Genomic DNA, 23,382 nt, shown 5'->3' on the forward strand with positions numbered 1-23,382 from the left:
CGAGAATCCATCCCCGTGTCATGAGGGGATGCCAAAGGGGAACTGTACCAATCCTTATGGTTGGACCAAGTCCATGATGGAGCAGATATTACAGGATGCTTCTGTCGCTGATCCGGAGCTTAGTGTAGTTTTGCTTCGGTATTTTAACCCTATCGGGGCCCATGAATCCGGCCGTATTGGTGAAGACCCTCAGGGTATACCGAATAATTTAATGCCATATGTTTCTCAGGTGGCTGTGGGTAAGCGGGAAAAGCTCACCATTTTTGGTGGCGATTATGATACCCCGGACGGTACATGCCTGAGAGATTATATCCATGTCATGGATTTGGCCGAGGGCCATGTAAAAGCGGTGGAATTTTGCGCCCACCATCATGGAACGGAGATTATTAATTTAGGTACCGGCCAGCCATATAGCGTGCTGGATATTGTGAACACCTTCCAGAAGGTTAATAATGTTAAGGTAGCCTATGAAATCGGCCCACGGAGGGCCGGAGATCTGCCGGCGGTGTATTCCGATGCCCACAAGGCAGAGCGGATGTTGGGCTGGAAGGCCAAGCGTGATTTGGCAGATATGTGCCGTGACAGCTGGAATTGGCAAAAAAATAACCCTAACGGGTATAAAAGATAAACATTATTGTCTGTCAGTCTCAGCACGGCACTCAGGTCTAAAACTTTTTTTGCTGATTTAAACTAATGCAGGCTAGCAAAAAAGGTTTCTTTACGACCATCGGCCTAATGCTTCGTCTGGCAGACAATAATATATGATCAAATAATATACGATTAAATAACATTAGTAGGGAGACATGAAAAATTGAGTAACTTAGAAGTAGGTATTGTAGGTTTGCCAAATGTGGGCAAGAGTACGTTATTTAACGCGATTACCAAGGCTGGGGCAGAGGCGGCAAATTATCCATTCTGCACCATTGAGCCTAATGTGGGTATCGTTGATGTGCCGGATGAGCGTCTACAGGTGCTTCATGAAATGTATGATTCCAAGAAAACTACGCCGGCAGCCTTCCGCTTTGTGGATATTGCGGGCCTGGTAAAGGGTGCTTCCAAGGGGGAAGGCCTGGGCAATAAGTTTTTGGAGCATATCCGTCAGGTGGATGCAGTGGCTCAGGTGGTGCGCTGCTTTGATGACGGCAATATTACCCATGTAGAGGGCTCCATTGACCCTATCCGTGATATTGAAATTATAAATACCGAGCTGTGTCTGGCTGATATGGAGGTGCTGGAGCGTCGTCTATTGAAGCTCACCAAGCTGGCCAAGTCCGGGGCCAAGGAGGCCAAGGTGGAGGCCGAGGTGTTGGAGAAAATTAAGGTTGCTCTTGATGAGGGCAGAACTGTCCGCAGTGTGGAGCTCTCTGATGATGAAAAGGACATGATTAAGGAAATGAATTTCCTTACCCTGAAGCCAACCCTGTTTGTGGCCAACGTCAGCGAGGACGAGGTGGCTACCGCCGATACTGATAATCCCCATGTACAGCGGGTAAAGGAATACGCCAAGACTGAAGGAGCCGAGGTGGTTACCATTTCTGCCCGGGTTGAGTCTGAAATCGCCGAGCTTGACGACGAGGAAGCCAAGGAATTTTTGGCGGAAATGGGCTTAAAGGAGTCCGGTTTGCAGAAGCTCATAAAGGCAGCCTTTGATTTGCTTGGTCTTATGACCTTCCTTACTGCCGGCCCTGATGAATGCCGTGCCTGGACTATTGTAAAGGGTACCACTGCGCCAAAGGCTGCGGGTAAGATTCACTCCGATATTGAGCGTGGCTTTATTCGTGCGGAAATCGTAAACTTTGATGACCTTGTGACCGCCGGCTCCACTGCAGCAGCCAGGGAAAAGGGACAGGTGCGCCTGGAGGGCAAGGACTACATCATGCAGGACGGAGATGTAACCTACTTCCGCTTTAATGTGTAAACTCTAAGAGTTGCCAGTGGGTTCTGACTTCAGCCCAGGTCTCAGGACTAAAACTGTTTTTGCATTATTGAAATAGCAGGAAAAATCAAAACTCACTTCGCCTTTCATGGCTCGTTCAAACAATTGATTTTTTCAGCTAATGCAGGAGTGCAAAAGCCAGTTTATTTACGTCCATCGCCCTAATGCTTCAGTCAGTAACTCACTGTCAACTTTTGATATGACATGTAGCAGGCAGTGGCAGATATCTTGAACAATAGGTCATGTTGCGTTAAGAAATCTTTTCCTTTCTATAACTCTAATATTAGCGAAAAAAGTTGATTGTTTGAGCGACGCGTAGCTAGTCCCGTAGGGGCGAAGCGAGTTTCAACTTTTTTTGCTATTGTTGCTAGAAAGGAAAAGTTTTAGCAATATGACCGTGTGAAAGATACTGTCACTGCCTGCATATCATCCTTACTAGAAAAGGAGATTAATATGAAGGGGATAATACTTGCAGGTGGGTCTGGCACGCGCCTGTACCCGTTGACTATGGTAACCTCCAAGCAGCTGTTGCCAGTCTATGACAAGCCAATGATTTACTATCCTATGTCTGTATTGATGCGGGCAGGGATTCGCGATATACTGATTATCTCCACCCCTCAGGACACACCGCGTTTTCAGTCTCTTTTGGGGGATGGTGAGCACTTTGGCGTCCATTTATCCTACGCCGTTCAGCCAAGTCCCGATGGTTTGGCCCAAGCCTTTATTATTGGCGAGGAATTCATCGGTAAGGACAGTGTTGCCATGATTCTTGGCGATAATATCTTTGCCGGCCACGGCATGACCAAGCGCTTGAAGGCGGCGGTAAAGCACGCGGAAACCGGCAACGGGGCCACGATTTTTGGCTATTATGTGGATGATCCTGAACGCTTTGGTATTGTGGAATTCGATGATAAGGGCAAAGCTATTTCCATTGAGGAAAAGCCATCAAAGCCTAAGAGCAATTATTGTGTAACAGGCCTTTATTTCTACGATAATCGTGTAATAGAGTATGCCAAGGGCTTGAAACCAAGTGGGCGCGGAGAGTTGGAGATTACCGACCTGAACCGCATCTATTTGGAGCGGGGCGAGCTTAGGGTGGAGCTTCTGGGACAGGGCTTTACTTGGCTGGACACCGGAACCCATGAGTCTCTGGTGGATGCTACCAACTTTGTCAAGACCATTGAGACCCATCAGCATCGCAAAATCGCCTGTCTGGAGGAAATCGCTTACCTTAATGGCTGGATTTCCAAAGAGGACGTGATGAAGGTCTATGAGGTATTGAAAAAGAATCAGTATGGTCAGTACCTGAAGGATGTATTGGACGGAAAATATATTGACGTAACGGGAGTTTAAAAAATGACGATTATTGTTACTGGCGGTGCCGGCTTTATTGGCAGTAATTTTATTTTTCATATGTTAAAGGCCCATCCGAACTATCGGATTATTTGTCTGGACAAGTTGACCTATGCCGGCAATCTGTCCACCCTGGAACCGGTGATGACCGACCACAATTTCTTGTTTGTGAAGGGGGATATTTGCGACCGTGAGGCCGTGGATAAATTATTTGCAACGGAAAAGCCGGATATGGTGGTAAACTTTGCCGCAGAAAGTCATGTGGACCGCTCTATTGAGCATCCTGACGTTTTTCTGGAGACCAATATCAAGGGCACTGCTGTGTTGATGGACGCTTGCCGCAAATACTGTATCAAGCGCTATCACCAGGTGTCTACTGATGAGGTTTACGGGGATTTGCCTTTGGATAGGCCGGATTTGTTCTTTACCGAGGAAACTCCTCTCCATACCAGCTCACCATATAGCAGCTCCAAGGCTGGGGCGGATTTGCTTGTAATGGCGTATCACCGCACATACGGGCTTCCTGTAACCATCAGTCGTTGCAGTAATAACTATGGCCCGTATCATTTCCCTGAAAAGCTGATTCCTCTGATGATAACCAATGCTTTGGCGGACAAGCCATTGCCGGTTTATGGTGAGGGTATCAATGTGAGGGACTGGCTCTATGTGGAGGACCACTGCAAGGCTATTGATTTGATTATTCACAAGGGTACTGTGGGTGAGGTTTACAATATCGGTGGCCATAATGAAATGCGAAATATCGATATTGTTAAGCTCATTTGCAAGGAGCTGGGCAAGCCGGAAAGCCTCATTACTTATGTAACAGACCGCAAGGGCCATGATATGCGCTATGCCATTGACCCGACCAAGATTCACAACGAGCTTGGCTGGTTGCCAGAGACCAAGTTTGCAGATGGTATCAAGAAAACCATCAAGTGGTATTTGGAGAACGAAAAATGGTGGAAGCCACTTCTACGTGAGTAAAATACGGTCAAGGACTGCTGGGTTCAGCTCGGGTCTCAGGACTAAAACTGTGTTTGCATTATTAAAATAGCAGAAAAAATCAAAACTCGCTTCGCCCTATAGGACTCGCTCAAACAGTTGATTTTTTCAGCTAATGCAGGAGTGCAAAAAAAGTTTATTTACGTCCATCGCCCTAATGCTTCACCCAGCAGTTCCTCGACCTTTGTGTATAAAGAACTAATGATGTACAGGAGCAGATGTCTTGAACAATAGGTCATGTTGCGTTAAGAAACTTTTTTCTTGCCATATCCTATTTATTTAGCGGAAAAATGTTGCTTGTTTGAGCGTAGCGAGTTGCAACTTTTTTCGCTATTGTTAATGGCAAGGAAAAGTTTTAGCAATATGACCGTGTGAAAGATACTGCTCCTGTACTGCATGAGAGGTTCAAGTATGAAATTTTTTGTTACTGGTGTGGCGGGGCAGCTGGGCCATGATGTGGTGAATGAACTGCATAAGCGAGGCCACGAGGCTGTGGGCTCTGATATTGCCCCTGTATATAGCGGAATTCAGGATGGCAGTGCTGTTTGCTCTGCCGAGTATATTCAACTGGATATCACAGACAAGGACGCAGTGACCAAGGCTATAACTGATGTTAACCCTGATGCCGTGGTTCATTGTGCTGCCTGGACAGCTGTGGATGCCGCAGAGGATGAGGCTAACAGGGACAAAGTTTGGGCAGTAAATGTCATCGGCACTGAAAATATAGCTGAAGCCTGCAAGGCTATAGACTGCAAAATGCTGTATCTTAGCACTGACTACGTCTTTGACGGTGAAGGCACTGAGCCTTGGCAGCCAGACTGCAAGGAATATAAGCCCCTTAACGTATATGGTGAATCCAAGCTGGCTGGCGAGCAGGCTGTAAGCCAGATATTGGATAAGTATTTTATTGTGCGAATTGCCTGGGTTTTTGGGAAAAATGGCAATAATTTCATTAAAACTATGTTGAAGGTGGGGCAGACTCATCCGGAGCTGCGGGTAGTCAGCGATCAGATAGGGACTCCAACATATACTTATGACTTGGCAAGGCTTTTGGTGGATATGTGTGAAACTGAAAAATATGGTTACTATCACGCCACCAATGAAGGGGGCTATATCAGCTGGTACGAGTTTGCCTGTGAGATATTTAGACAGGCCAAGCTGGATGTGAAAGTTACGCCGGTTACTACTGCGGAATATGGAGTCAGTAAGGCAAAGCGGCCGTTTAACAGCCGCCTTGATAAGAGCAAGCTCATCGAAGCAGGTTTTAAGCCATTACCAACATGGCAGGATGCATTGAGTAGATACCTAAAAGAGCTTTTATAGGCGGTCAGGTACAGTGGCTTTCACACGGTCATATTGCTAAAACTTTTCCTTGCCATTAACAATAGCGAAAAAAGTTGCAACTCGCTACGCTCAGACAAGCAACATTTTTCCGCTAAATAAAAAGGATATGGCAAGTAAAAGGTTTCTTAACGCAACATGAACTATTGTTCAAGCCGCTTGTCCCTGCCCGCATTTAGCACTCGATTATGAAGTGCTGAATTCAACAGTATCAGTACATATATAGTAGGAGATAAAATGGGACAGATAAAAGTTACTAAGGCCAATATTGATGGCCTCTACATAATTGAACCAACTGTTCATGGTGACAGCAGAGGTTACTTCATGGAAACCTACAATCAGCAGGACATGGAAGAAGCAGGCCTTACCATGACCTTTGTGCAGGACAACGAAAGCATGAGCCGTAAAGGCGTCCTTCGCGGTCTTCACTATCAGAAGCAGTACCCTCAGGGAAAGCTGGTGCGGGTTATTGAAGGGGAAGTCTTTGATGTGGCAGTGGATTTGAGAAAGGATAGTCCTACCTTTGGCCAGTGGTTTGGGGTGGTTTTAAGCGACGAAAATAAAAAGCAGTTTTACATTTCCCCTGGCTTTGCCCATGGTTTTTTGGTGCTTTCTGATGTGGCCCGTTTTTGCTACAAATGCACTGATTTTTATCATCCGGGGGATGAAGGCGGCCTTGCCTGGAATGATCCGGAAATTGGCATAAAATGGCCGAAGCTGGTGGGTACCTACAGCGGTACTGCTGATAGCACTGGCTACCAACTTGTTGATGGAACACTCCTTAATCTTAGTGATAAGGATAAAAAGTGGCTGGGGTTAAAGGACGCTTTTGTGTTTGGATAATATAACGGCAGTGACAGTTTTCTTTCACTCAGCTGTGGTACTAAAAATATTGTTTTTCAACTATTTGAATAGCAAGAAAAATTATAACTCGTTTCGCCCTTTTTATTTGTTCTGGGCTCACTCAAACAAATAATTTTTCTCGCTAATGCAGGTATGGAAAAAATATTTTCTAACGTACCACAGCATAATGTTCAAGTAAACTGCCCCTTCAGTTTTCACTAAAAAATAAAAATGGGGACTACTAGATTTAGCATTTAGTTCCACTACGTTAAGAAATTTTTTTATCGCTATACCTATGTAATAGTGTAAAAAATCATTTGTTTGAGCGAAGCGAGTTATGATTTTTTACACTATATAAAAGCAATAAAAAATTTTAGTAGTGGAACGGCGCTAAAGATAGTAGTCCCCATATTTGTTATAAACTAGTATATTTCTGGTCTTCGGTCCTTAAACACATCTATAGTTTCGTGGATTTTATATTGCATGGCGATGCGGAGGTTGGCCTGTATGGCTTCGCCCTCCAGTTTATTGGTGGAGGCCTGGGCCAGGATTTCCCCCCAAGGGTCTATTATGGCTGAGCTGCCTCCAAGGTGGAAGTCATTGTCATCCGGGTCGGAAATGCCATTTACTGCCACCACAAACATCTGATTTTCAATGGCACGGGCTCTTACCAGCGTATCCCAATGAAGAATCCGCTCAATAGGCCAGGCAGCCGGAATAAACAACACGCTGATTTCCTCCAAGGCCAGCTTTCTGATAAATTCGGGAAAACGCAGGTCGTAGCAGATGGCCAAACCGCATTTTATACCATCCAGCATAAAGGTTACTGCTTTGTTTCCTGCCGTAAAGTCCCCCGCTTCCCCAGAGGGAGAAAATAGGTGTACCTTATCGTAGGTGGTTACCAGGTGCCCGGACCGGTTAAATACATAGCTGGAATTATATATTTTCCCATTTCGATTCACCGGCACGGAGCCTGCCACAATATTTACCATGTATTTTTCCGCCAGTCGGGACATATTTTTTATGATACTGTCCCCGTCCAAGTCGGAAAAGCGCTGGATAGGCCGTGGATAAAATCCTGTGGTCCAAAGCTCCGGCAGTACAATTACGTCAGGCCGCATGGAGACAGCATCATTTACCATACGCTCCATCACGGTTACGTTATGCAGTCTGTTTCCTAGAAGAATAGGAAGCTGGATAGCTGATACCTTCATAAAATAATCTTGCTCCTTTGGGGTTATTGCCATCAGATAAAAAAATCTGTAAAATGTTAATAGGTGATTCTATGGAAAAAATCCAAATTGAAATTGGCGATGTGGTTCGTATGAAGAAACCTCATCCCTGCGGCAGCCATGAATGGGAGATAACCCGGGTGGGTATGGATATAGGCCTTATATGTAAAGGCTGTGGCCATTTCGTAATGATGCCCAGGGTGAAATTCAACCGCATGGTCCGTGAAAAATTGTAATATTATTATAACACAATTGTTCGTAAAATTCTATTATATAGGACAAAGGTACCCAAATAAAAGGGGGGACCAAGGTTTATGACACAGGGAAAATCAATAAAAAATATATGGCTCAATAAATGGCTGCTTTCCTCCATGGTTTTTCTGTTTGTGGCGGTGGCCGTTTACGTTGGCTTAATGGGAATGTACCAATATATTCACAAGACCAATATGGAGGATACCCAGAAGGTGGCGGACCAGTATGGGGCCAGCCTCCAGTATGTTACCAGGGATTTTGCCGCCAATACCATTTATTTGGCGGATGTGGCCCAAAAGCAGCGGGCTAATGATGCATGGTTTATCCCCGCAGCCCAGTCAGCCATACAGAGCGATAATCATGTGGCGGGAGTGCAGTATACTCCTGTGGGCAGGGCTCCTATGGCATATCCTGCTGGCTTTAGCTTTGCCAGCGATCAGAAGCTGGCGGCGGTCTTTGCCAAGATGCAGGACATGGTGATGTCCGGGGATGGGGAATCCCTGGCAGTGGGCCCTGTGACCAAGCAGGATGGTGGAATGGTGGTTATTGCTATGTCACCGGTGCTGGCCTACAACAACCGAACTGCAAAATTTGATTATATCGGTAACGTGGCGGAAATATTGAAAATGCCTGATGTCATTCAGGATGATTCTTATCACGCACTGGTGAATTCCGGTTACGATTATGCCCTTTATGGCAATAACAAGGATATGGACCATGATGGTCTTATAGGCCGCTCCGAGGGGGAAATCGGTGACAGCTTCGCATCATCTTCAGCCAGAGTGCCCGGGGGCTATTGGCAGATAAAGCTGGCACCACAGGACAGCTGGACCCAGCAGGGCAGTCCTCTTAGCCTGGGGGTGGGTATTGTTATGGGGCTTCTTATAGGGGCTATTACCTTCTTTGTCTTGAAGTCACGGGAGCCAAAGCAGCCACTGACGGCCCATGTCAATCGTGAGCTTGATGGTGATATTCTTGATGAGGAAATCCCTATCGAGGAGGTGCCGGAGGAGGAGCTGGACGATATGGAGAGGGCATTGTTAAAGCGCCGTCGTTTCCATCAGCAGTTCATACAATCCCAAGGAGAAGGCTCTGTGGTGGAGTACGAGCTGCCATCCTCGGTCGTGGGAGAAAAAACAGATACAGAAGGTAATGAAAGCAATGAAGAAAAATAAAATCATGAAACTTAAAGATAACGTAAAAACTATGCTACATAAAAACATAATTACCTGCTTTAAAGGAGCTGTGGCCTTAGTGGCCATGGCTCTCACTTTCGTGGTATGCCTTGGGGGCAGTGCCGATAATGCAGAGGCGGCTCACAGGGTGGACCGCCATTTTGTGGACAGCCTTGATGGTACCGGCTACTATGTGGATGTTAAAACCATTAATGTTCAGGAGGCTGCCGTCACTGCAGATGTATATATGGTAAAAGCACTGTACAATACCATGTATTGTTATGGAGTGGTATATAATCTGGCAGAACAGTCATATCAGTACACATATACTAAGATATATCAGTACGACACCAGAAAGCTCACTTCCTACAGTGAAGTGCCTTCTATGGTGTATGGATACACTAACGCTGCCTTTGGAAATAATGTGATTATGGAAGAGGTGCTGCGGTTCTGTCAGGAATATCGTCCAGAAAACAAGAATGCCCACAACAACACAGATGTAGGGGAATGGCTGGAATAGAAGCCATTATGATTTTGATTAAAACAAGATTAAATTTGCCTAAGTAATAAATTAATTTATTGAAAATGGTTGCATAATTAAATTGATTGTGTTACTATACGAATGTATCAGGGTCAAAGGAGACTCAAATCACTGAGGGAACATGGATACTCACGGATAAGAGCTTCTGAGGACACTGATGTCGAATAATAATTTTTTTTATTAAAGGAGGAGTTCTCAAATGAAGAAGACTCTCGTATCCGCATTGACTACCGCTCTGGTAGTAGGCGCTGCTTCCACTACTTTTGCAGCTGCTAATCCTTTCGCTGATGTTCCTGCTGACCACTGGGCTTATGATGCAGTTTCCGAGCTGCAGGCTAAGGGTGTAGTAAACGGCTATGCTGTTGACAACACTTTCCGTGGCAACCAGAACATGACCCGTTATGAAATGGCTCAGATCGTAGCTAAGGCTATGGCTAAGGTTGAGAGCGGCGACGCTGCTACCAAGGCTATGGTTGACAAGCTGGCTGCTGAGTTCCGTGATGAGCTGGCTAACCTTGGTGTTCGTATCGACGACCTCGAGTCCCGCATCGACAACGTAAAGCACAGCGGTTTCATCCGTTATCGTTATGCTAGAAACACTGGTGATTTCAATGGCGTGGATCCTACCAACATCATCCGTTTCCGTTTGAACTCTGCAGTAAAGATTAACGACAAGGTTGACGGCTTTGCTCGTTTTGAGACTGATCATAGCGTAAATGATGATGCAACTTCTGATAACAATCGTCTTGAGCGTTTGTGGGTACATGGCAAGGTTGGTACTACCAACATCTATGCTGGTAAGATTAACCCACATGATGCTGTTACTTCCCTTGGCCATGGTATCATGCTTGATGGTGCTATGACTGGTGCACAGGTAACCTTCAACAAGGATGCTCTGTCCTGGACTATTGATGCTGGTACTACTCATAGCACTGATGCTTATGGTAATGCTGGTCTTGCTGGTGTTGGTCATGCTACTAAGATTGTTGGTACCCATGTTGACTACAAGAAGGGCAACTTCGATGCTGCTATTGGTTACTACAACTTCAGCAACAAGGATGGCCTCAGAGAGGTTTACAATGCTGACTTTGCTCATTGGGGCGTTTGGGGTATTGGCCTCGGCTATCAGTTCGGTAAGGATTTCTACCTCACCGGTGACTATGTTCGCGCTAACAAGGCTGTAAAGAATGCTGCTGGCGAAGATCTCGACAAGGACGGCTGGAACGTTCAGTTGAACTACAAGGGTGCTAAGGAGTCTCAGCCTAAGTCCTGGGGTGCTTATGTAGGCTATCAGAAGCTGAGCCCTACTGCAACTCCATTCCCAACCTATGATACTGTTTTCAACAACAATACCAAGGGTTGGAAGGTTGGCGTTGACTACACCTTCATGAAGAACATCGTTGGTTCCATCCAGTACTTCGATGGTAAGATCATCAAGGCTGGTCAGAACGACAAGGCTCGCCGCATCTTCGGTCAGGTAACCTTCTCCTTCTAATCTGAATTAGAAGCTGGATTAGTTACTAACTAAACAAACAGACCTGCTACTAGGTAAAACTGGTAGCAGGTTTTTTGTTTGTCATCTTTTTTCTTTTTTAAAAAGGAATATAGCCAAATATGTGGAATATCTACAAGGAACCATAAAAATGTTTTGATGGGCGTGGTTCACCTAAAAACGGGGTGGATATTATGAATGACAGATCCGTAATGCTTATAGTGGACGATGTGGAAATAAACCGGGCCATACTTTCCCAGTTTTTCCAAAATGAATATGAAATATTGGAGGCCCCTAACGGCAAAGAGGCATTGGATGTTCTGGAGACTCGTAATGTGGATATTATACTCCTGGATTTAATAATGCCTGTAATGGGGGGGATGGAGCTTTTGGCGGTGCTTCACAAGCATCCACGGTTTCAGGATATTCCCGTGGTGGTAACCACCTCCCAGGGATTGTTGAACAGTGAGATTCAGGCCCTGGAAAACGGGGCAGCGGATTTTATTACCAAGCCATATAATCCAATTGTGGTGCAGTGCCGTGTACGAAATGTAATGGCGAGGCAGGAAAACGAATGGCGCAAGGAGCGGCAGCGTCTTCAGGCGGAAAAAATCAGTGCCATGCAGACCCTTATTGAAACGGATCAGCTCACCGGCCTTTATAACCACCACACCATGCTGGCAAAAACCGCGGAGATGATTCAGGAGAACCGGGCAACCCAGTATTGTATTGTCTATTTGGATATAAGCTGTTTTAAGGTTATTAACGAGCTCTTTAATATGGAAACCGGTGACATGATATTAAAGACGGCGGCGGCCTATTTTAAGACCGTGGTGGGCAAGCAGGGGTTGGCGGCCCGTATATCGGCTGACCACTTTGCCCTCTGTATGCCGGAAAATGCCCTGGATATGGAGCTGATTATTCAGGGGCTGGATGCGGTGATGCGCTCTTTGGCCGTATATCGGAGCATTATGTTCTATGCCGGGGTGTTTACAGTGGATAACGTGTATCTGACGGTGAACAAGATGCTTGACCGGGCCCATATGGCTATGAATACGGTGAAGGGGAATTACAACCGCCGCTTTGCCTACTATGATGAACAGCTCAGTACGGCCCTCATGGAGGAGCAGATGCTGGTGCGGGATATGGAAGGGGCCCTTGATAACAACAATTTCTGTATTTTTTTGCAGCCTATTTACGATTGCCATACCAATAAAATTAAGTCTGCTGAAGCCCTTATCCGTTGGAATCATCCACAACGTGGCATGATAAGCCCTGGGGTATTTATTCCGGTATTTGAAAAGAATGGGTTTGTGACCCGCCTGGACCGCTTTGCCTGGGAGTCCGCCTGCCGCTTCCTCAGCCGTCAGCGGGATAACGGCTTGGATGTAGTGCCAGTATCGGTTAATGTGTCCAGAGTGAATATGTACGACCATAATTTTGTGGACTACATGACCTCACTTTTGGGGAAATATGATTTGGAGCCATGGATGCTGCGGATAGAAATGACAGAGTCTGCCTATGTGGATAATCCGGGTCAGATGCTGAAGATCTTACGGCGATTGAAAAATGCGGGACTTACAGTATTAATGGATGATTTCGGCAGCGGCTATTCATCCCTTAATATGCTGAAAAATATCACGGCGGATATTTTAAAGCTGGATATGAAGTTTGTGCAGGATATTGAGACATCCCAGCGGGCAGCCACCATTATGAAGAGCGTGGTGAACATGGCCCATGACCTGGGGATGGAGGTAATAGCCGAAGGAGTAGAAACGGAGCCACAGGTGAGCTTCTTGAGGGAAATTGGCTGTAGGCTGATACAGGGCTATTATTACGCCAGACCTATGGCGGCTGATGAATTTATGGATAAGCTGATAGCAGAATGATAGTGGAGAAGTTGGGTAAAGAGTTTGTCAAACGAATTACCTGACTTTTTCCTATTTTTGGAAGAAAAACAGATAAAAGTAGACATTTTATCCAAAAAGTTATATGATGTATTTGTTAGCAAGGGTATTCAATTTACAAAACGGGGTAAAATAGAGGAGGACAGAAAAGATGAACATTCATGAGTATCAGAGCAAAGAGGTCCTGAGACAATTTGGTGTTAATGTGCCAAATGGCAAGCCAGCTTTTACTGTTGAAGAGGCAGTAGAGGCAGCTAAGGAACTGGGCTCTAAGGTAACTGTTGTTAAGGCGCAGATTCATGCTGGTGGTCGTGGAAAAGCCGGCGGCGTTAAGATTGCCAAGAATCTGGACGAGGTTAAGGCTTATGCCACTGAGCTTTTAGGCAAGATTCTGGTTACTCACCAGACTGGCCCGGACGGCAAGAAGGTTAATCGTCTTCTCATTGAGGAAGGCTCCAATATAGCAAAAGAGTATTACCTGAGCTTTGTTAACGACCGTTCCACTGCCAAGATTGTTATGATTGGCTCCGAAGAGGGCGGTATGGAAATCGAGAAGGTGGCTGCTGAGTCACCTGAAAAGATTATCAAGGAGTACATTGACCCGGCTATTGGTCTTGCTCCATTCCAGGCTACCCGCATGGCTTACAAGATGCACTTTAAGCCAGAGGCCATCAGAAAGGCTTCTGCTACCATGATTAAGCTGTACAATGCATTTATTGGCAAGGATTGCAGCCAGGTTGAGATTAACCCGCTGGTTGTTACCGCTGAGGACGATGTTATTTGCCTTGATGCCAAGCTGAACTTTGATGACAGCGGACTTTTCCGTCATCCTGATATTGTGGAGCTTCGTGACGAGACCGAAGAGGATCCTAAGGAGCTGTGGGCTTCCAACGAGGGCCTGAACTATGTTAACCTTGGCGGTGACGTGGCCTGCATGGTTAACGGTGCCGGTCTTGCCATGGCAACTGTAGATATTTTGAAGTATTATGGCGGTGAGCCTGCAAACTTCCTGGATGTAGGCGGCAGCTCCACTCCGGAGAAGATTGCCACCGCATTTGAGATTATGCTTGATGGTGGTCAGGCCAAGGGTATTTTCGTAAATATCTTTGGTGGTATCAACAAGTGTGATGTTATTGCTGAAGGCATCCAGAAGGCTGCTCAGATTATTGCTGAGAAGACCGGTCAGGATGGCATCCCAGTTCCAGTAGTTGTTCGACTCGAAGGTACCAATGTTGAGCGCGGTCGTCAGATTCTCACCGAGAAGCCTGTCAAGAACGTATTTATGGCTCCTACTATGGAGGGCGGTGCTCAGGATATCGTTAAACGCGTTGAAGAAGCTAAGAAGAACTAAGGAGGTCTGCTGAAATGGGTGTTTTGATTAATAAAGATACAAAGGTAATTGTACAGGGTATAACCGGTAAAACTGCAGCCTTCCATACCAAGCAGATGCTGGAATATGGTACCAACATTGTGGCTGGTGTTACTCCAGGCAAGGCTGGTCAGACTGTAGAGGGTGTTCCTGTATTTGATACAGTAGAGGATGCAGTAAAGGCAACTGGTGCCACTGCTTCTGTAATTTTCGTTCCTGCCCGCTTCGCTGCTGATTCCATTATGGAAGGCGTTGAGGCTGAGCTGGATTTGGTGGTATGTATCACCGAGCATGTTCCTGTTCAGGATATGATTAAGGTTCGCCGTTACATGGAGGGCAAGAAGACCCGTCTTATCGGACCAAACTGCCCTGGTATTCTCACTGTTGATGAGGCCAAGATGGGTATTATCCCTGGCTACATCCACAAGAAGGGTCATGTAGGCGTTATTTCCCGCTCCGGTACCCTGACTTATGAGGCTACCTTCCAGCTTTCCAATGCTGGTATCGGTCAGACCACTGCCATCGGTATCGGTGGTGACCCTATTAAGGGTACTGACTTCATCGATGCTCTGAAGCTCTTTAATGAGGATGACGAGACCAAGGCTATTATGATGATCGGTGAAATCGGCGGTACTGCTGAGGAAGAGGCTGCCCAGTGGATCAAGGAGAACATGACCAAGCCTGTAATTGCCTTCATTTCCGGCGTTCAGGCGCCTCCGGGAAAACGTATGGGCCATGCCGGTGCAATTATCGCTGGCGGCAAGGGTACTGCAGCTGACAAGATTAAGGCTTTGAATGCTGTAGGTATTCCAGTAGCTGAGACCGTAGCCACCATGGGTGAGACTGTGGTTAAGAAGCTGAAGGAAGCCGGCATTTATGAGCAGTGCCACACTTGCTAATATGATGTAAATAAAAAGACACAAGAGCCAGGAAACTGCTGAACTCAGCTCGGGTCTCGGGTCTAAAACTGTTTTTGCTTTATTTAAATAGCTAAAAAAATCATAACTCGCGTCGCTCAAACAGATGATTTTTTCAGCTAATGCAGGAATGCAAAAAGCAGTTTCTTAACGACCTTCGCCCTAATGCTTTCGTTCAGCAGTAACCTGGCTCTTTTATATTTGCAGAATATAAAAGATATCGGTCCTCATTTTTTTATACTTACAAGAGTTGAGTATAGCAGTTCCTCGACTCTTTCTTTTTTTATTGAAATATTTCGCCTTTTATATTATATTTAGTATATATCGATAAAAATAGGCGAGGTGTATTTAGTGCGCCTGTATATAGATGGAAGGAAGATGTTTTAATGTTTGGTATGTCAATGGATATTGGCGTTGATTTAGGTACAGCAAATGTTTTGATATATATAAAAGGCAAGGGTGTAGTGCTCAGGGAGCCATCTGTGGTGGCTGTGGACCGGGACACCAATCGCGTATTGGCTGTTGGTGAGGATGCCCGTCGCATGATTGGCCGTACTCCCGGAAATATTGTGGCTATTCGCCCATTGCGTGAAGGCGTCATCAGTGATTATGATATTACCGAGGCAATGCTTCGTTACTTTATTGAAAAGGTTACAGGCCGTAGCTTTGTATTTCGTCCCCGCATTATGATTTGCGTTCCATCCGGGGTTACTATGGTGGAGCAGCGTGCCGTGCAGGAGGCAGCAGAGCAGGCCGGGGCCAGAAAAACCTTCCTTATCGAGGAGCCATTGGCAGCAGCCCTTGGTGCCGGCCTTGATATTTCTGAGGCCTATGGCTGTATGGTGGTGGATATCGGTGGTGGTACCACAGATGTGGCTGTTATCAGTCTGGGTGGCATTGTGGCCAGTGACAGCCTGAGAACTGCCGGTGACAGCTTCGATGAGGCCATTATCGACTATGTAAAACGCAACTTCAATTTGATGATTGGTGAGCGTACAGCCGAGGATATCAAGGTATCAATTGGTGCCGCCTTCCAGGGTGCCCGTAATGGCAAAATGGAGGTTAAGGGCCGTGATATGCTCAGTGGTCTGCCTAAGCTGGTGGAAGTTACCACTGATCAGGTGGCAGAAGCCCTTAAAGAGACCGTTACCAAAATTGTGGAATGTGTGAAGAAGGTGCTGGAGGAGTGTCCTCCGGAGCTGGCGGCGGATATTATGGACAGAGGTATTGTCCTTACCGGCGGCGGTGCCATGCTGTATGGCCTTGATGACCTGATTCACCGCGAGACCAGAATTCCTGTTGGCCTGGCTGACGATGCCCTGTCCTGTGTGGCATTGGGTACCGGCAAGGCCCTTGATAATATTGATAAATTGGACGACAAGAAGTCCATGTCTTTCTGGAGAAAATAAGACTATTTAAAGAGGAGGACTTACTATGTGGCGAGGACTTTATACCGCTGCTACGGGTATGATTGCAGAGTCATATCGTACAGACACCATTGCCAACAATTTGGCAAATGCCAATACCACCGGCTTTAAACGTGATGATGCTGTTAGCAAGGAATTTGCGCCAATGCTCATCCATAGAATAGATGATATGTCCAAGATTCAGAGGGATGTTACCACCTTTAAGGGGTTTTCTCTCAATAACAATGCTCCTGTTATCGGCGAGTTGGGGCTGGGTTCTGAAATAGATGAAATCGTAACTGACCATTCCCAGGGCTCTTTCCAGACCACGGGAAATCCTTTCGATTTGGCTATTTCCGGTGAAGGCTATTTTATGGTAGATACCCCTCAGGGGCAGAGATATACCAGAGACGGTAATTTTTATCGTTCCGCCACGGGACGGCTGGTAAACGTAAATGGCTACAACGTGTTGGACGACAGAGGGCGTCCAATTGATATTCCGGATGAGGCTACCACGATTATTGTGGGACCGAACGGCAATATTACCATGAATGATAATGTGCCTGTGGCCCAGATTGGCTTGTTCCAGTTCCAGGGTGGTAACCAGGTGATGATGAAGCAGGGGGATAACCTCTACCGTACCAATGGCAATCCGCGTCGTATGAATGCCACTGGAGAAATTCAGCAGGGCATGCTGGAGCGTTCCAATACCAATGTGGTTTCCGAAATGGTAAATATGATTGCCAACTATCGTTCCTACGAGGCTAATTCCAGAGCTGTGGTTACCCAGGATACCATGCTGGAAAAGTCCGTCAACGAAGTGGGACGCAATATGTAAGCCAGTTTTTAATGGTTTCCTAATGAAACCGTTAAGTATATATAATTTTTTGACGATATATTTAGATAAGAAAAATTAGTTTTTGTCTGTTTATTAAATGGAGGTTTTTGCCTTATGATGAGATCATTATGGTCCGCTGCTTCAGGAATGAAGGGCGAGCAGAAACAGATGGATGTACTTTCCCATAACATTGCCAATGTTAATACCTATGGTGCCAAGCCACAGCGTGCTGAATTTCAGGATTTGATTTATCAGACCTTGAGGGCTGGTGGTGCTGAAAGCGGTGATGGTACAATGTTCCCAACTCCTGTGCAGATTGGTCTTGGGTCCAAGTTTTCCGCTACTACCCGTGTTTTTACCCAGGGTAATATTCAGGTTACAGATAATGTTACTGATATAGCCATTGAGGGTGAGGGCTTCTTCCAGATTCTCCTCCCTGATGGAACTACTGCCTATACAAGAGATGGTTCCTTTAAGCTGGATGCAGACCGCAATCTTGTTACTACCGATGGTTATCAGCTGACAAATAATATTCAGTTTGATGCCAATGCACCAGCTGACAGTATCACTATTTCTTCTACCGGTGCGGTTTCCGATACTCCGGCAGGTGGTGTTCCTACAGTTGTAGGTCAGATTACCTTGGCCAGATTTTTGAATCCGGCTGGTTTGACTGCCATTGGCAAGAATATGTTTATTGAATCTGCTGCATCTGGCGGGCCTATTGAAAACAACCCTGGTACAGATGGTACCGGTACTCTTATTCAGAGTGCGCTGGAAATGTCCGCAGTGCAGATTGTAGATGAAATGGTTAATATGATCGTGGCTCAGCGTGCTTATGAGTCCAACTCTAAGGCTATTACTACCTCCGACTCCATGCTGGAGATTGCCAATGGGTTGAAGCGCTGATGAATAAAATCCTTGGCTTATTATTGGCAGTTTTTTTGCTACTGCCTATGTCGGCTTCCGAAGGAGCCAAGGTGGTAGTGGCCCCTACAGCTCAATTACCTCAGGTTATACTGAGGGAAAGTCTCATTCAGCAGGCAAATATTGGTATTGAGGATTATCTGCAGACAGGTGGCGAGACCCGTCGTCATACCATTGAGCCAATAAATGTCCCGGCTGGGCTAAGGCTACCGGAGGGACGTATAACCTATAGAGTGGTCCTTCCCAACGGAGTCCGCTTCAGCAAGGGAACCTTGGTAAGTGTGGATGTGCTTTTAAACGGCAGCAAGTATACTACCATGCGGTGCCTTATGCGGGTGCGGTCCTACGATATGATGGTGGTGGCCAATAAGCAGCTGGTACAGGGCACGGAAATCACAGCCCAGGATTTGCGAATTGATGAGCGTGAGTACAAGGGGGAAAACTGGACCTATTTTACAGATGTAAAGCAGGTGCTTGGCAAGGTGGCCCGTCGCGGCATCGGCCAAGGTGAGATTATTACCTCCAGAAATATTCAGAATCCGGTGATAATCCATTCCGGAGACCTGATAGACCTTACAGCAGTGGTTAACGGCATACGGGTGACCACCCAGGGCAAGGCTATGGAAAATGGTCGTGAGGGTGACTATATAAACGTAAAGAATCTGGCTTCCAATAAGGTGGTCAGGGGAAAAGTTATTGACAAGAACAACGTGGAAATTTCCCGTTAGATATTGGTTTTATCGTTTGATTGGAGGCAGGTGAGCTTAATGAAATATGTTTTGTCCATTATTATGGGGGCAATGATGTTTTTTCAGGTGGGGATCATGGTTCCTGCCACCGCCGGAGCAGTGAGCTTGTGGAGTGAGGAGAGCCGTAATATTTTTTCTGACCGCAAGGCATCCCAGGTGGGGGATATAGTCACTGTCATTATCAGCGAAACGGCCAGTATGACTTCCTCCAAGAATTCCAGTAATTCCAAGTCCGGCAAACAGAATCTTGATGCCGGTTTAGGGATTTTTGACTTCCTGGCAGCTGCCAGTGCCAGCCAGAATGACAGCTTTAGTGCCCAAGGCAGTGCTACCAACAGCAATACAGCCAGGGGAACCATAACTGTAACCGTAACTGATGTGGCGCCAAACGGCAACCTTATTGTTGAGGGAACCCAGTCTATTTGGAACAACAAAAATGAACATAAAATTACCCTTCAGGGTATTATTCGTCCAGATGATATTACTTACCGCAATACCATTCCTTCCAACAAGGTGGCTGAGGCAACCGTTAAGTTTGATGGCAAGGGTCCATTGAATTCCAAGCAGAGACAGGGTATTATTACCCAGATTTTCAACTTCCTGTTCTAAGTATAGGGCATTTTGGAGGACTAAAGATGAAATCCATTGTGAGAATATTATCACTGGTGCTGTGCCTGTGTGTTATGGCCACCAGTGTGGTGTTTGCGGATAGCGCAAGTACAAGAATAAAGGATATCGCCAAGGTGCAGGGGGTCCGCTCCAACCAATTGGTGGGCTACGGCCTGGTGGTTGGTTTAAATGGTACCGGTGATTCCAACAAGATGACACCTACCATCCAGTCCATTGGCAATATGATGAGTGCCTTTGGTGTAGGCTTTGATGTAAATGGTCTTAAGCCAAAGAATGTGGCTGCGGTTATTGTAACTGCTACCCTGCCTCCTTTTGTAAGGGAAGGCGATAATATTGATATTACAGTTTCTTCCATTGGTGATGCCACCAGTATTCAGGGAGGAACTTTGGTACAGACCCCATTAAAGGCTGCCAACGGTAATGTTTATGCCGTGGCTCAGGGGGCTGTGTCCACTGGTGGATTTGTGGCAGGCCGTGGTGGAGGCAGTGCCCAGAAGAATTTCCCAACAGTAGGTACTACCCCAAATGGTGCTATTGTGGAGCGTACTGTGGAGGATGATTTGTCAGAGCTGGGGGGTAAGCTGTCCCTTTCTCTTAATAAGGCAGATTTTACCACTGCCAGCCGTGTGGCAGCTGCCATTAACAGCAACTATGGCGGTATCGCCAGAGCTACCAATCCGGGTCGCGTGGATGTAACTATTCCGGCATATTTCCGCAATTCCGTGGTGGATTTTGTGGCTTCCCTGGAGGACATCAACGTTACCCCTGATAATGTGGCCAAGGTTGTTGTAAATGAACGCACTGGTACCATCGTTATGGGTGGCAACGTGTCCGTTGACAGTATTGCCATTACCCAGGGCGGTCTCAGCGTAAGAATAAAGAAGGAAACTGAGGTGGATCAGCCTGAACCATTCAGCATGGGGCGTACTGTGGTGACCCAGGATGAAAGTGCTGAGGTGGAGGAGCAGACAGCCAATTCTATTGTGCTTCCGGCTACTGCCAATATTAACGATATTGTTGGTGCTCTTAACGCTGTTGGGGCTACACCAAGGGATATTATTTCAATTTTGCAGGCTATAAAGGCTTCCGGTGCCTTGCACGCAGAGCTGGAGATTATCTAAGCAGGTGATATTATGAATATTGACAATGTGAACAGCAATTGGATAATGGCTCAGCAGGCTACCGATAAAGGGGCCAAGGCTGTGGAGGATGCCCAGAATTTCGCTGATGAGCTGAAAAGGGCCAGCGAAAATGTGGCTAAGCCAAAGACAAAGGCGGCAACAGCTGCTGATGGGGAAATGACTCCTGAGCAGAAGGCCTACGACAAGAAGCTGAGGGAAGCCTGTCAAGGCTTTGAGGCCATGTTCCTTAACATTATGTATAAGGAAATGCGCAATACCGTTCCTGAAAATAGTCTCTTTGGTGATTCCAATGCGGATAAGATTTTACAGGACATGCGGGATACGGAAATGGTAAATCAGATGGCCAAGGCCGGTGGCGTAGGTTTGGCTGATGTGCTGTATAGGCAGCTGACCCTTGAAGACAAGGCCAAGGCAGATTGGACTCAGCGGGTGGAGAATATGAGTCCAAAGGATAAGGTTGTAAGAACCTGATTTTTACGGGAGATGAATTAATGGGGGCTATTGCATTTGACGCGATGGCCCTCTTATCATTTTATCCGATGCTAACGGGTGCTAAGACTCCTTCCTTTAGGGTAGGAGTTAAGCACCCATAAAGCCCTGGGTAAAATTCAACTAAATTCAGGTGGAGTTTAAAACTCCATCTGAATAAGTTATCATTTTATATAACATAGGAGCTTTTTAAAATATGATTATTAACAAGAAAAGAATTGGAGCAGCTGTATTGGCCGCAGTTTTTACCATAAATGTGACAGCCCTGGGAGACAGCATTTCCTACGCAGCGAAGAAAAACGATAAGAAATCGCCGGTTCAGACTACCCAGTCAGTAAATACCAATAAGCCGACTGCTTCTGCACAGTCTGATAAGACCAGCCGTCAGACGGTGTTGAGGAATATCCGCCTGGGGGATAATGCCAAATATACCCGGGTTGTGCTGGATATAAGCAATGCAAAGAAATACTTTGCGGTATATGAAAATAATAATACACGTCTGGTTATTACCATGGATGGGGTCACTTCGCCTTTGACAGCAGCTCCGGCAGGCCGGGGTGCTGTGAAGGACCTTATATTGGCAAAATATGGTGATACCTTGCAGGTTATAGTGGATATGAAGGCGGCTATGCCGAACAAGGTGTATACACTCCAAAATCCAAATAGAATCGTAATTGATGTAAGCAAGGAATACGAAGAGGAAACCCTTAATCAGGTGGAGGATGGCCTTCTTAACGGCAAGTATGTGCGGGTTGATGGCCGTGGTATGCTGACTGCCTATATGCTGGATATTGATCCTACCAAGTTTGATGTTACTCTGGCCCTGGGGGCAGGAAAGGTTTCCTCCGGCCTCAGAAAGCTCACCACCATTGCCAGCAGTAACGGAGCAGTGGCGGGAGTAAATGGCGGTTATTTCGACTGGAGTGGTGATTTTCTTATCGGTGACATACGCATAAACGGCAAGACCGCCGGCATAGGAACCCAGAATCGTACAGGCCTTATTAAGCGCAAGGATGGCTCCTATGATATTGGTCGGGGCAATTATTCCGGGGCAGTAAAGGTGAATGGCCGTAGTATTTCCTTCTGGGGTGTAAATTGCCCAAGGGGAACAGATTCTATTGTTATGTATAATTCCCTGTACGGATATTCCACCGGTACCAATGAATTTGGCACGGAATACGTTATTGTTGACGGACGGGTACAATCCATTACTAAAGGCAATAGCGTGATTCCGGCCAATGGTGTGGTGGTATCCGTTCACGGCCAGTCCCAGGCAAACTTTGCTGGGATCAAGGTTGGAGATAAGGCTGTTATCGAGGAAGGCTTTGGACCAGAGGTGGGAGATGCCCCTGATTTTTACGGTGCAGGCCCTCAGCTGGTGGCTAACGGCAAAGTAAACGTGGCTTCTAATGCGGAGCAGTTCGGCAATGATGTGGCAGGAGGCAGGGCCCCTAGAACTGCCGTGGGATTAAAGGATAATGGGCATCTGTTGCTGATGGTGGTGGATGGCCGCCAGAGCCACAGTATTGGTGCTTCCCTTACGGAAATGGGACAGCTGCTGGTGAAATACGGCGCAGTGAAGGGCTTTAATCTGGATGGTGGTGGTTCCTCAGAAATGATACTGAACAACCGTATTGTGAACAGCCCATCTGAAGGCGTAGAACGTCGTATTGGTAACGCAATGCTTGTTATGAGAAAGAGTTAAAATTGTTAGATCATAATGGCAGGAACAGTTTTCCTGCAGTGTTATAAAAGATGGGGACTGCTATCTTTAGCGACATTCCACTACTAAAATTTTTTCTTGCTTTTATATAGTGAAAAAAATCATAACTCGCTTCGTCCTA

22 protein-coding genes are annotated in these 23,382 nt (G+C 46.3%); 21 read left to right on the top strand and 1 reads right to left on the bottom strand.

Annotation, left to right across the window (positions count from 1 at the left end; all coding sequences use genetic code 11):
* The 6 genes from galE to rfbC form a co-directional block, all read left to right on the top strand.
* On the top strand, nucleotides 1-628 hold a 628-nt coding region (gene galE, locus ACKI5G_RS03375), incomplete at its 5' end, for a UDP-glucose 4-epimerase GalE (RefSeq protein ID WP_407397635.1).
* A 183-nt stretch (nucleotides 629-811) separates the two neighbouring features.
* A complete protein-coding gene (gene ychF, locus ACKI5G_RS03380) occupies nucleotides 812-1,918 on the top strand; it encodes a redox-regulated ATPase YchF (RefSeq protein ID WP_407397637.1) in 1,107 nt (368 codons plus the stop codon).
* Between the two features lie 471 nt (nucleotides 1,919-2,389).
* Nucleotides 2,390-3,289, top strand: a complete 900-nt coding sequence (gene rfbA / locus ACKI5G_RS03385; protein ID WP_407397639.1) for a glucose-1-phosphate thymidylyltransferase RfbA — start codon at nucleotides 2,390-2,392, stop codon at nucleotides 3,287-3,289.
* A 3-nt stretch (nucleotides 3,290-3,292) separates the two neighbouring features.
* Nucleotides 3,293-4,273, top strand: a complete 981-nt coding sequence (gene rfbB, locus ACKI5G_RS03390; protein WP_407397641.1) for a dTDP-glucose 4,6-dehydratase — start codon at nucleotides 3,293-3,295, stop codon at nucleotides 4,271-4,273.
* A 429-nt stretch (nucleotides 4,274-4,702) separates the two neighbouring features.
* Nucleotides 4,703-5,614, top strand: a complete 912-nt coding sequence (gene rfbD, locus ACKI5G_RS03395) for a dTDP-4-dehydrorhamnose reductase (protein ID WP_407397643.1) — start codon at nucleotides 4,703-4,705, stop codon at nucleotides 5,612-5,614.
* Nucleotides 5,615-5,869: 255 nt separating this feature from the next.
* The gene (rfbC, locus tag ACKI5G_RS03400) at nucleotides 5,870-6,475 is read left to right on the top strand and encodes a dTDP-4-dehydrorhamnose 3,5-epimerase (RefSeq protein WP_407397645.1); all 606 of its coding nucleotides are present in this window, start codon (nucleotides 5,870-5,872) and stop codon (nucleotides 6,473-6,475) included.
* Between the two features lie 422 nt (nucleotides 6,476-6,897).
* On the opposite strand, the gene ACKI5G_RS03405 is transcribed toward rfbC, so the two are convergent.
* A complete protein-coding gene (locus ACKI5G_RS03405) occupies nucleotides 6,898-7,689 on the bottom strand; it encodes a carbon-nitrogen family hydrolase (RefSeq protein ID WP_407397647.1) in 792 nt (263 codons plus the stop codon).
* Nucleotides 7,690-7,760: 71 nt separating this feature from the next.
* On the opposite strand from ACKI5G_RS03405, the gene ACKI5G_RS03410 reads away from it, so the two are divergent.
* The 15 genes from ACKI5G_RS03410 to ACKI5G_RS03480 all read left to right on the top strand — a co-directional run bounded on the left by ACKI5G_RS03410 (nucleotide 7,761) and on the right by ACKI5G_RS03480 (nucleotide 23,243).
* Nucleotides 7,761-7,943 carry a DUF951 domain-containing protein gene (locus tag ACKI5G_RS03410; RefSeq protein WP_027397681.1) on the top strand — a complete coding sequence of 61 codons (183 nt, stop codon included), beginning with the start codon at nucleotides 7,761-7,763 and terminating at the stop codon, nucleotides 7,941-7,943.
* A 78-nt stretch (nucleotides 7,944-8,021) separates the two neighbouring features.
* Nucleotides 8,022-9,134 carry a hypothetical protein gene (locus ACKI5G_RS03415; RefSeq protein WP_407397649.1) on the top strand — a complete coding sequence of 371 codons (1,113 nt, stop codon included), beginning with the start codon at nucleotides 8,022-8,024 and terminating at the stop codon, nucleotides 9,132-9,134.
* Nucleotides 9,121-9,654, top strand: a complete 534-nt coding sequence (locus ACKI5G_RS03420; RefSeq protein ID WP_407397651.1) for a hypothetical protein — start codon at nucleotides 9,121-9,123, stop codon at nucleotides 9,652-9,654. The genes ACKI5G_RS03415 and ACKI5G_RS03420 overlap by 14 nt, the downstream gene beginning before the upstream one ends.
* Before the next feature lie 220 nt (nucleotides 9,655-9,874).
* Nucleotides 9,875-11,170, top strand: a complete 1,296-nt coding sequence (locus ACKI5G_RS03425; RefSeq protein WP_407397652.1) for a putative porin — start codon at nucleotides 9,875-9,877, stop codon at nucleotides 11,168-11,170.
* Between the two features lie 191 nt (nucleotides 11,171-11,361).
* Complete coding sequence (locus tag ACKI5G_RS03430; protein WP_407397654.1) at nucleotides 11,362-13,056, top strand: putative bifunctional diguanylate cyclase/phosphodiesterase; 1,695 nt, start codon at nucleotides 11,362-11,364, stop codon at nucleotides 13,054-13,056.
* Between the two features lie 169 nt (nucleotides 13,057-13,225).
* On the top strand, nucleotides 13,226-14,425 hold the full coding sequence (sucC, locus tag ACKI5G_RS03435) for an ADP-forming succinate--CoA ligase subunit beta (RefSeq protein WP_407397656.1): 1,200 nt from the start codon (nucleotides 13,226-13,228) through the stop codon (nucleotides 14,423-14,425).
* A 14-nt stretch (nucleotides 14,426-14,439) separates the two neighbouring features.
* Nucleotides 14,440-15,342 (top strand): succinate--CoA ligase subunit alpha, encoded by a 903-nt coding sequence (sucD, locus tag ACKI5G_RS03440; protein WP_407397658.1) that lies wholly within the window; start codon nucleotides 14,440-14,442, stop codon nucleotides 15,340-15,342.
* Nucleotides 15,343-15,746: 404 nt separating this feature from the next.
* The gene (locus tag ACKI5G_RS03445; protein WP_407397660.1) at nucleotides 15,747-16,769 is read left to right on the top strand and encodes a rod shape-determining protein; all 1,023 of its coding nucleotides are present in this window, start codon (nucleotides 15,747-15,749) and stop codon (nucleotides 16,767-16,769) included.
* 25 nt (nucleotides 16,770-16,794) lie between these two features.
* Nucleotides 16,795-17,604: a flagellar basal-body rod protein FlgF gene (gene flgF / locus ACKI5G_RS03450; protein WP_407397662.1), complete on the top strand. Its 810-nt coding sequence runs from the start codon at nucleotides 16,795-16,797 to the stop codon at nucleotides 17,602-17,604.
* 114 nt (nucleotides 17,605-17,718) lie between these two features.
* A complete protein-coding gene (gene flgG / locus ACKI5G_RS03455) occupies nucleotides 17,719-18,510 on the top strand; it encodes a flagellar basal-body rod protein FlgG (protein ID WP_407397664.1) in 792 nt (263 codons plus the stop codon).
* Entirely contained in the window at nucleotides 18,510-19,256 is a 747-nt protein-coding gene (gene flgA / locus ACKI5G_RS03460) for a flagellar basal body P-ring formation chaperone FlgA (protein ID WP_407397666.1), read from the top strand. The genes flgG and flgA overlap by 1 nt, the downstream gene beginning before the upstream one ends.
* A 39-nt stretch (nucleotides 19,257-19,295) precedes the next feature.
* Nucleotides 19,296-19,886 carry a flagellar basal body L-ring protein FlgH gene (locus tag ACKI5G_RS03465; protein ID WP_407397668.1) on the top strand — a complete coding sequence of 197 codons (591 nt, stop codon included), beginning with the start codon at nucleotides 19,296-19,298 and terminating at the stop codon, nucleotides 19,884-19,886.
* 26 nt (nucleotides 19,887-19,912) lie between these two features.
* Nucleotides 19,913-21,028 carry a flagellar basal body P-ring protein FlgI gene (locus ACKI5G_RS03470; protein ID WP_027397668.1) on the top strand — a complete coding sequence of 372 codons (1,116 nt, stop codon included), beginning with the start codon at nucleotides 19,913-19,915 and terminating at the stop codon, nucleotides 21,026-21,028.
* Between the two features lie 12 nt (nucleotides 21,029-21,040).
* Complete coding sequence (locus ACKI5G_RS03475; protein ID WP_407397670.1) at nucleotides 21,041-21,520, top strand: rod-binding protein; 480 nt, start codon at nucleotides 21,041-21,043, stop codon at nucleotides 21,518-21,520.
* Nucleotides 21,521-21,734: 214 nt separating this feature from the next.
* Complete coding sequence (locus ACKI5G_RS03480) at nucleotides 21,735-23,243, top strand: phosphodiester glycosidase family protein (RefSeq protein WP_407397672.1); 1,509 nt, start codon at nucleotides 21,735-21,737, stop codon at nucleotides 23,241-23,243.
* Nucleotides 23,244-23,382: the final 139 nt, after the last annotated feature.

Origin of the sequence: Anaerovibrio sp. (assembly GCF_045637405.1) — a bacterium.
GTDB lineage: Bacteria > Bacillota > Negativicutes > Selenomonadales > Selenomonadaceae > Anaerovibrio.

Excerpts from the sequence above, each read along its gene's own strand:
- rfbA (WP_407397639.1), top strand. The coding sequence starts at position 2,390 with ATGAAGGGGATAATACTTGCAGGTGGGTCTGGCACGCGCCTGTACCCG.
- rfbB (WP_407397641.1), top strand. The coding sequence starts at position 3,293 with ATGACGATTATTGTTACTGGCGGTGCCGGCTTTATTGGCAGTAATTTT.
- rfbD (WP_407397643.1), top strand. The coding sequence starts at position 4,703 with ATGAAATTTTTTGTTACTGGTGTGGCGGGGCAGCTGGGCCATGATGTG.
- rfbC (WP_407397645.1), top strand. The coding sequence starts at position 5,870 with ATGGGACAGATAAAAGTTACTAAGGCCAATATTGATGGCCTCTACATA.
- ACKI5G_RS03405 (WP_407397647.1), bottom strand. The coding sequence starts at position 7,689 with ATGAAGGTATCAGCTATCCAGCTTCCTATTCTTCTAGGAAACAGACTG.
- ACKI5G_RS03410 (WP_027397681.1), top strand. The coding sequence starts at position 7,761 with ATGGAAAAAATCCAAATTGAAATTGGCGATGTGGTTCGTATGAAGAAA.
- ACKI5G_RS03415 (WP_407397649.1), top strand. The coding sequence starts at position 8,022 with ATGACACAGGGAAAATCAATAAAAAATATATGGCTCAATAAATGGCTG.
- ACKI5G_RS03420 (WP_407397651.1), top strand. The coding sequence starts at position 9,121 with ATGAAGAAAAATAAAATCATGAAACTTAAAGATAACGTAAAAACTATG.
- ACKI5G_RS03425 (WP_407397652.1), top strand. The coding sequence starts at position 9,875 with ATGAAGAAGACTCTCGTATCCGCATTGACTACCGCTCTGGTAGTAGGC.
- ACKI5G_RS03430 (WP_407397654.1), top strand. The coding sequence starts at position 11,362 with ATGAATGACAGATCCGTAATGCTTATAGTGGACGATGTGGAAATAAAC.
- sucC (WP_407397656.1), top strand. The coding sequence starts at position 13,226 with ATGAACATTCATGAGTATCAGAGCAAAGAGGTCCTGAGACAATTTGGT.
- sucD (WP_407397658.1), top strand. The coding sequence starts at position 14,440 with ATGGGTGTTTTGATTAATAAAGATACAAAGGTAATTGTACAGGGTATA.
- ACKI5G_RS03445 (WP_407397660.1), top strand. The coding sequence starts at position 15,747 with ATGTTTGGTATGTCAATGGATATTGGCGTTGATTTAGGTACAGCAAAT.
- flgF (WP_407397662.1), top strand. The coding sequence starts at position 16,795 with ATGTGGCGAGGACTTTATACCGCTGCTACGGGTATGATTGCAGAGTCA.
- flgG (WP_407397664.1), top strand. The coding sequence starts at position 17,719 with ATGATGAGATCATTATGGTCCGCTGCTTCAGGAATGAAGGGCGAGCAG.
- flgA (WP_407397666.1), top strand. The coding sequence starts at position 18,510 with ATGAATAAAATCCTTGGCTTATTATTGGCAGTTTTTTTGCTACTGCCT.
- ACKI5G_RS03465 (WP_407397668.1), top strand. The coding sequence starts at position 19,296 with ATGAAATATGTTTTGTCCATTATTATGGGGGCAATGATGTTTTTTCAG.
- ACKI5G_RS03470 (WP_027397668.1), top strand. The coding sequence starts at position 19,913 with ATGAAATCCATTGTGAGAATATTATCACTGGTGCTGTGCCTGTGTGTT.
- ACKI5G_RS03475 (WP_407397670.1), top strand. The coding sequence starts at position 21,041 with ATGAATATTGACAATGTGAACAGCAATTGGATAATGGCTCAGCAGGCT.
- ACKI5G_RS03480 (WP_407397672.1), top strand. The coding sequence starts at position 21,735 with ATGATTATTAACAAGAAAAGAATTGGAGCAGCTGTATTGGCCGCAGTT.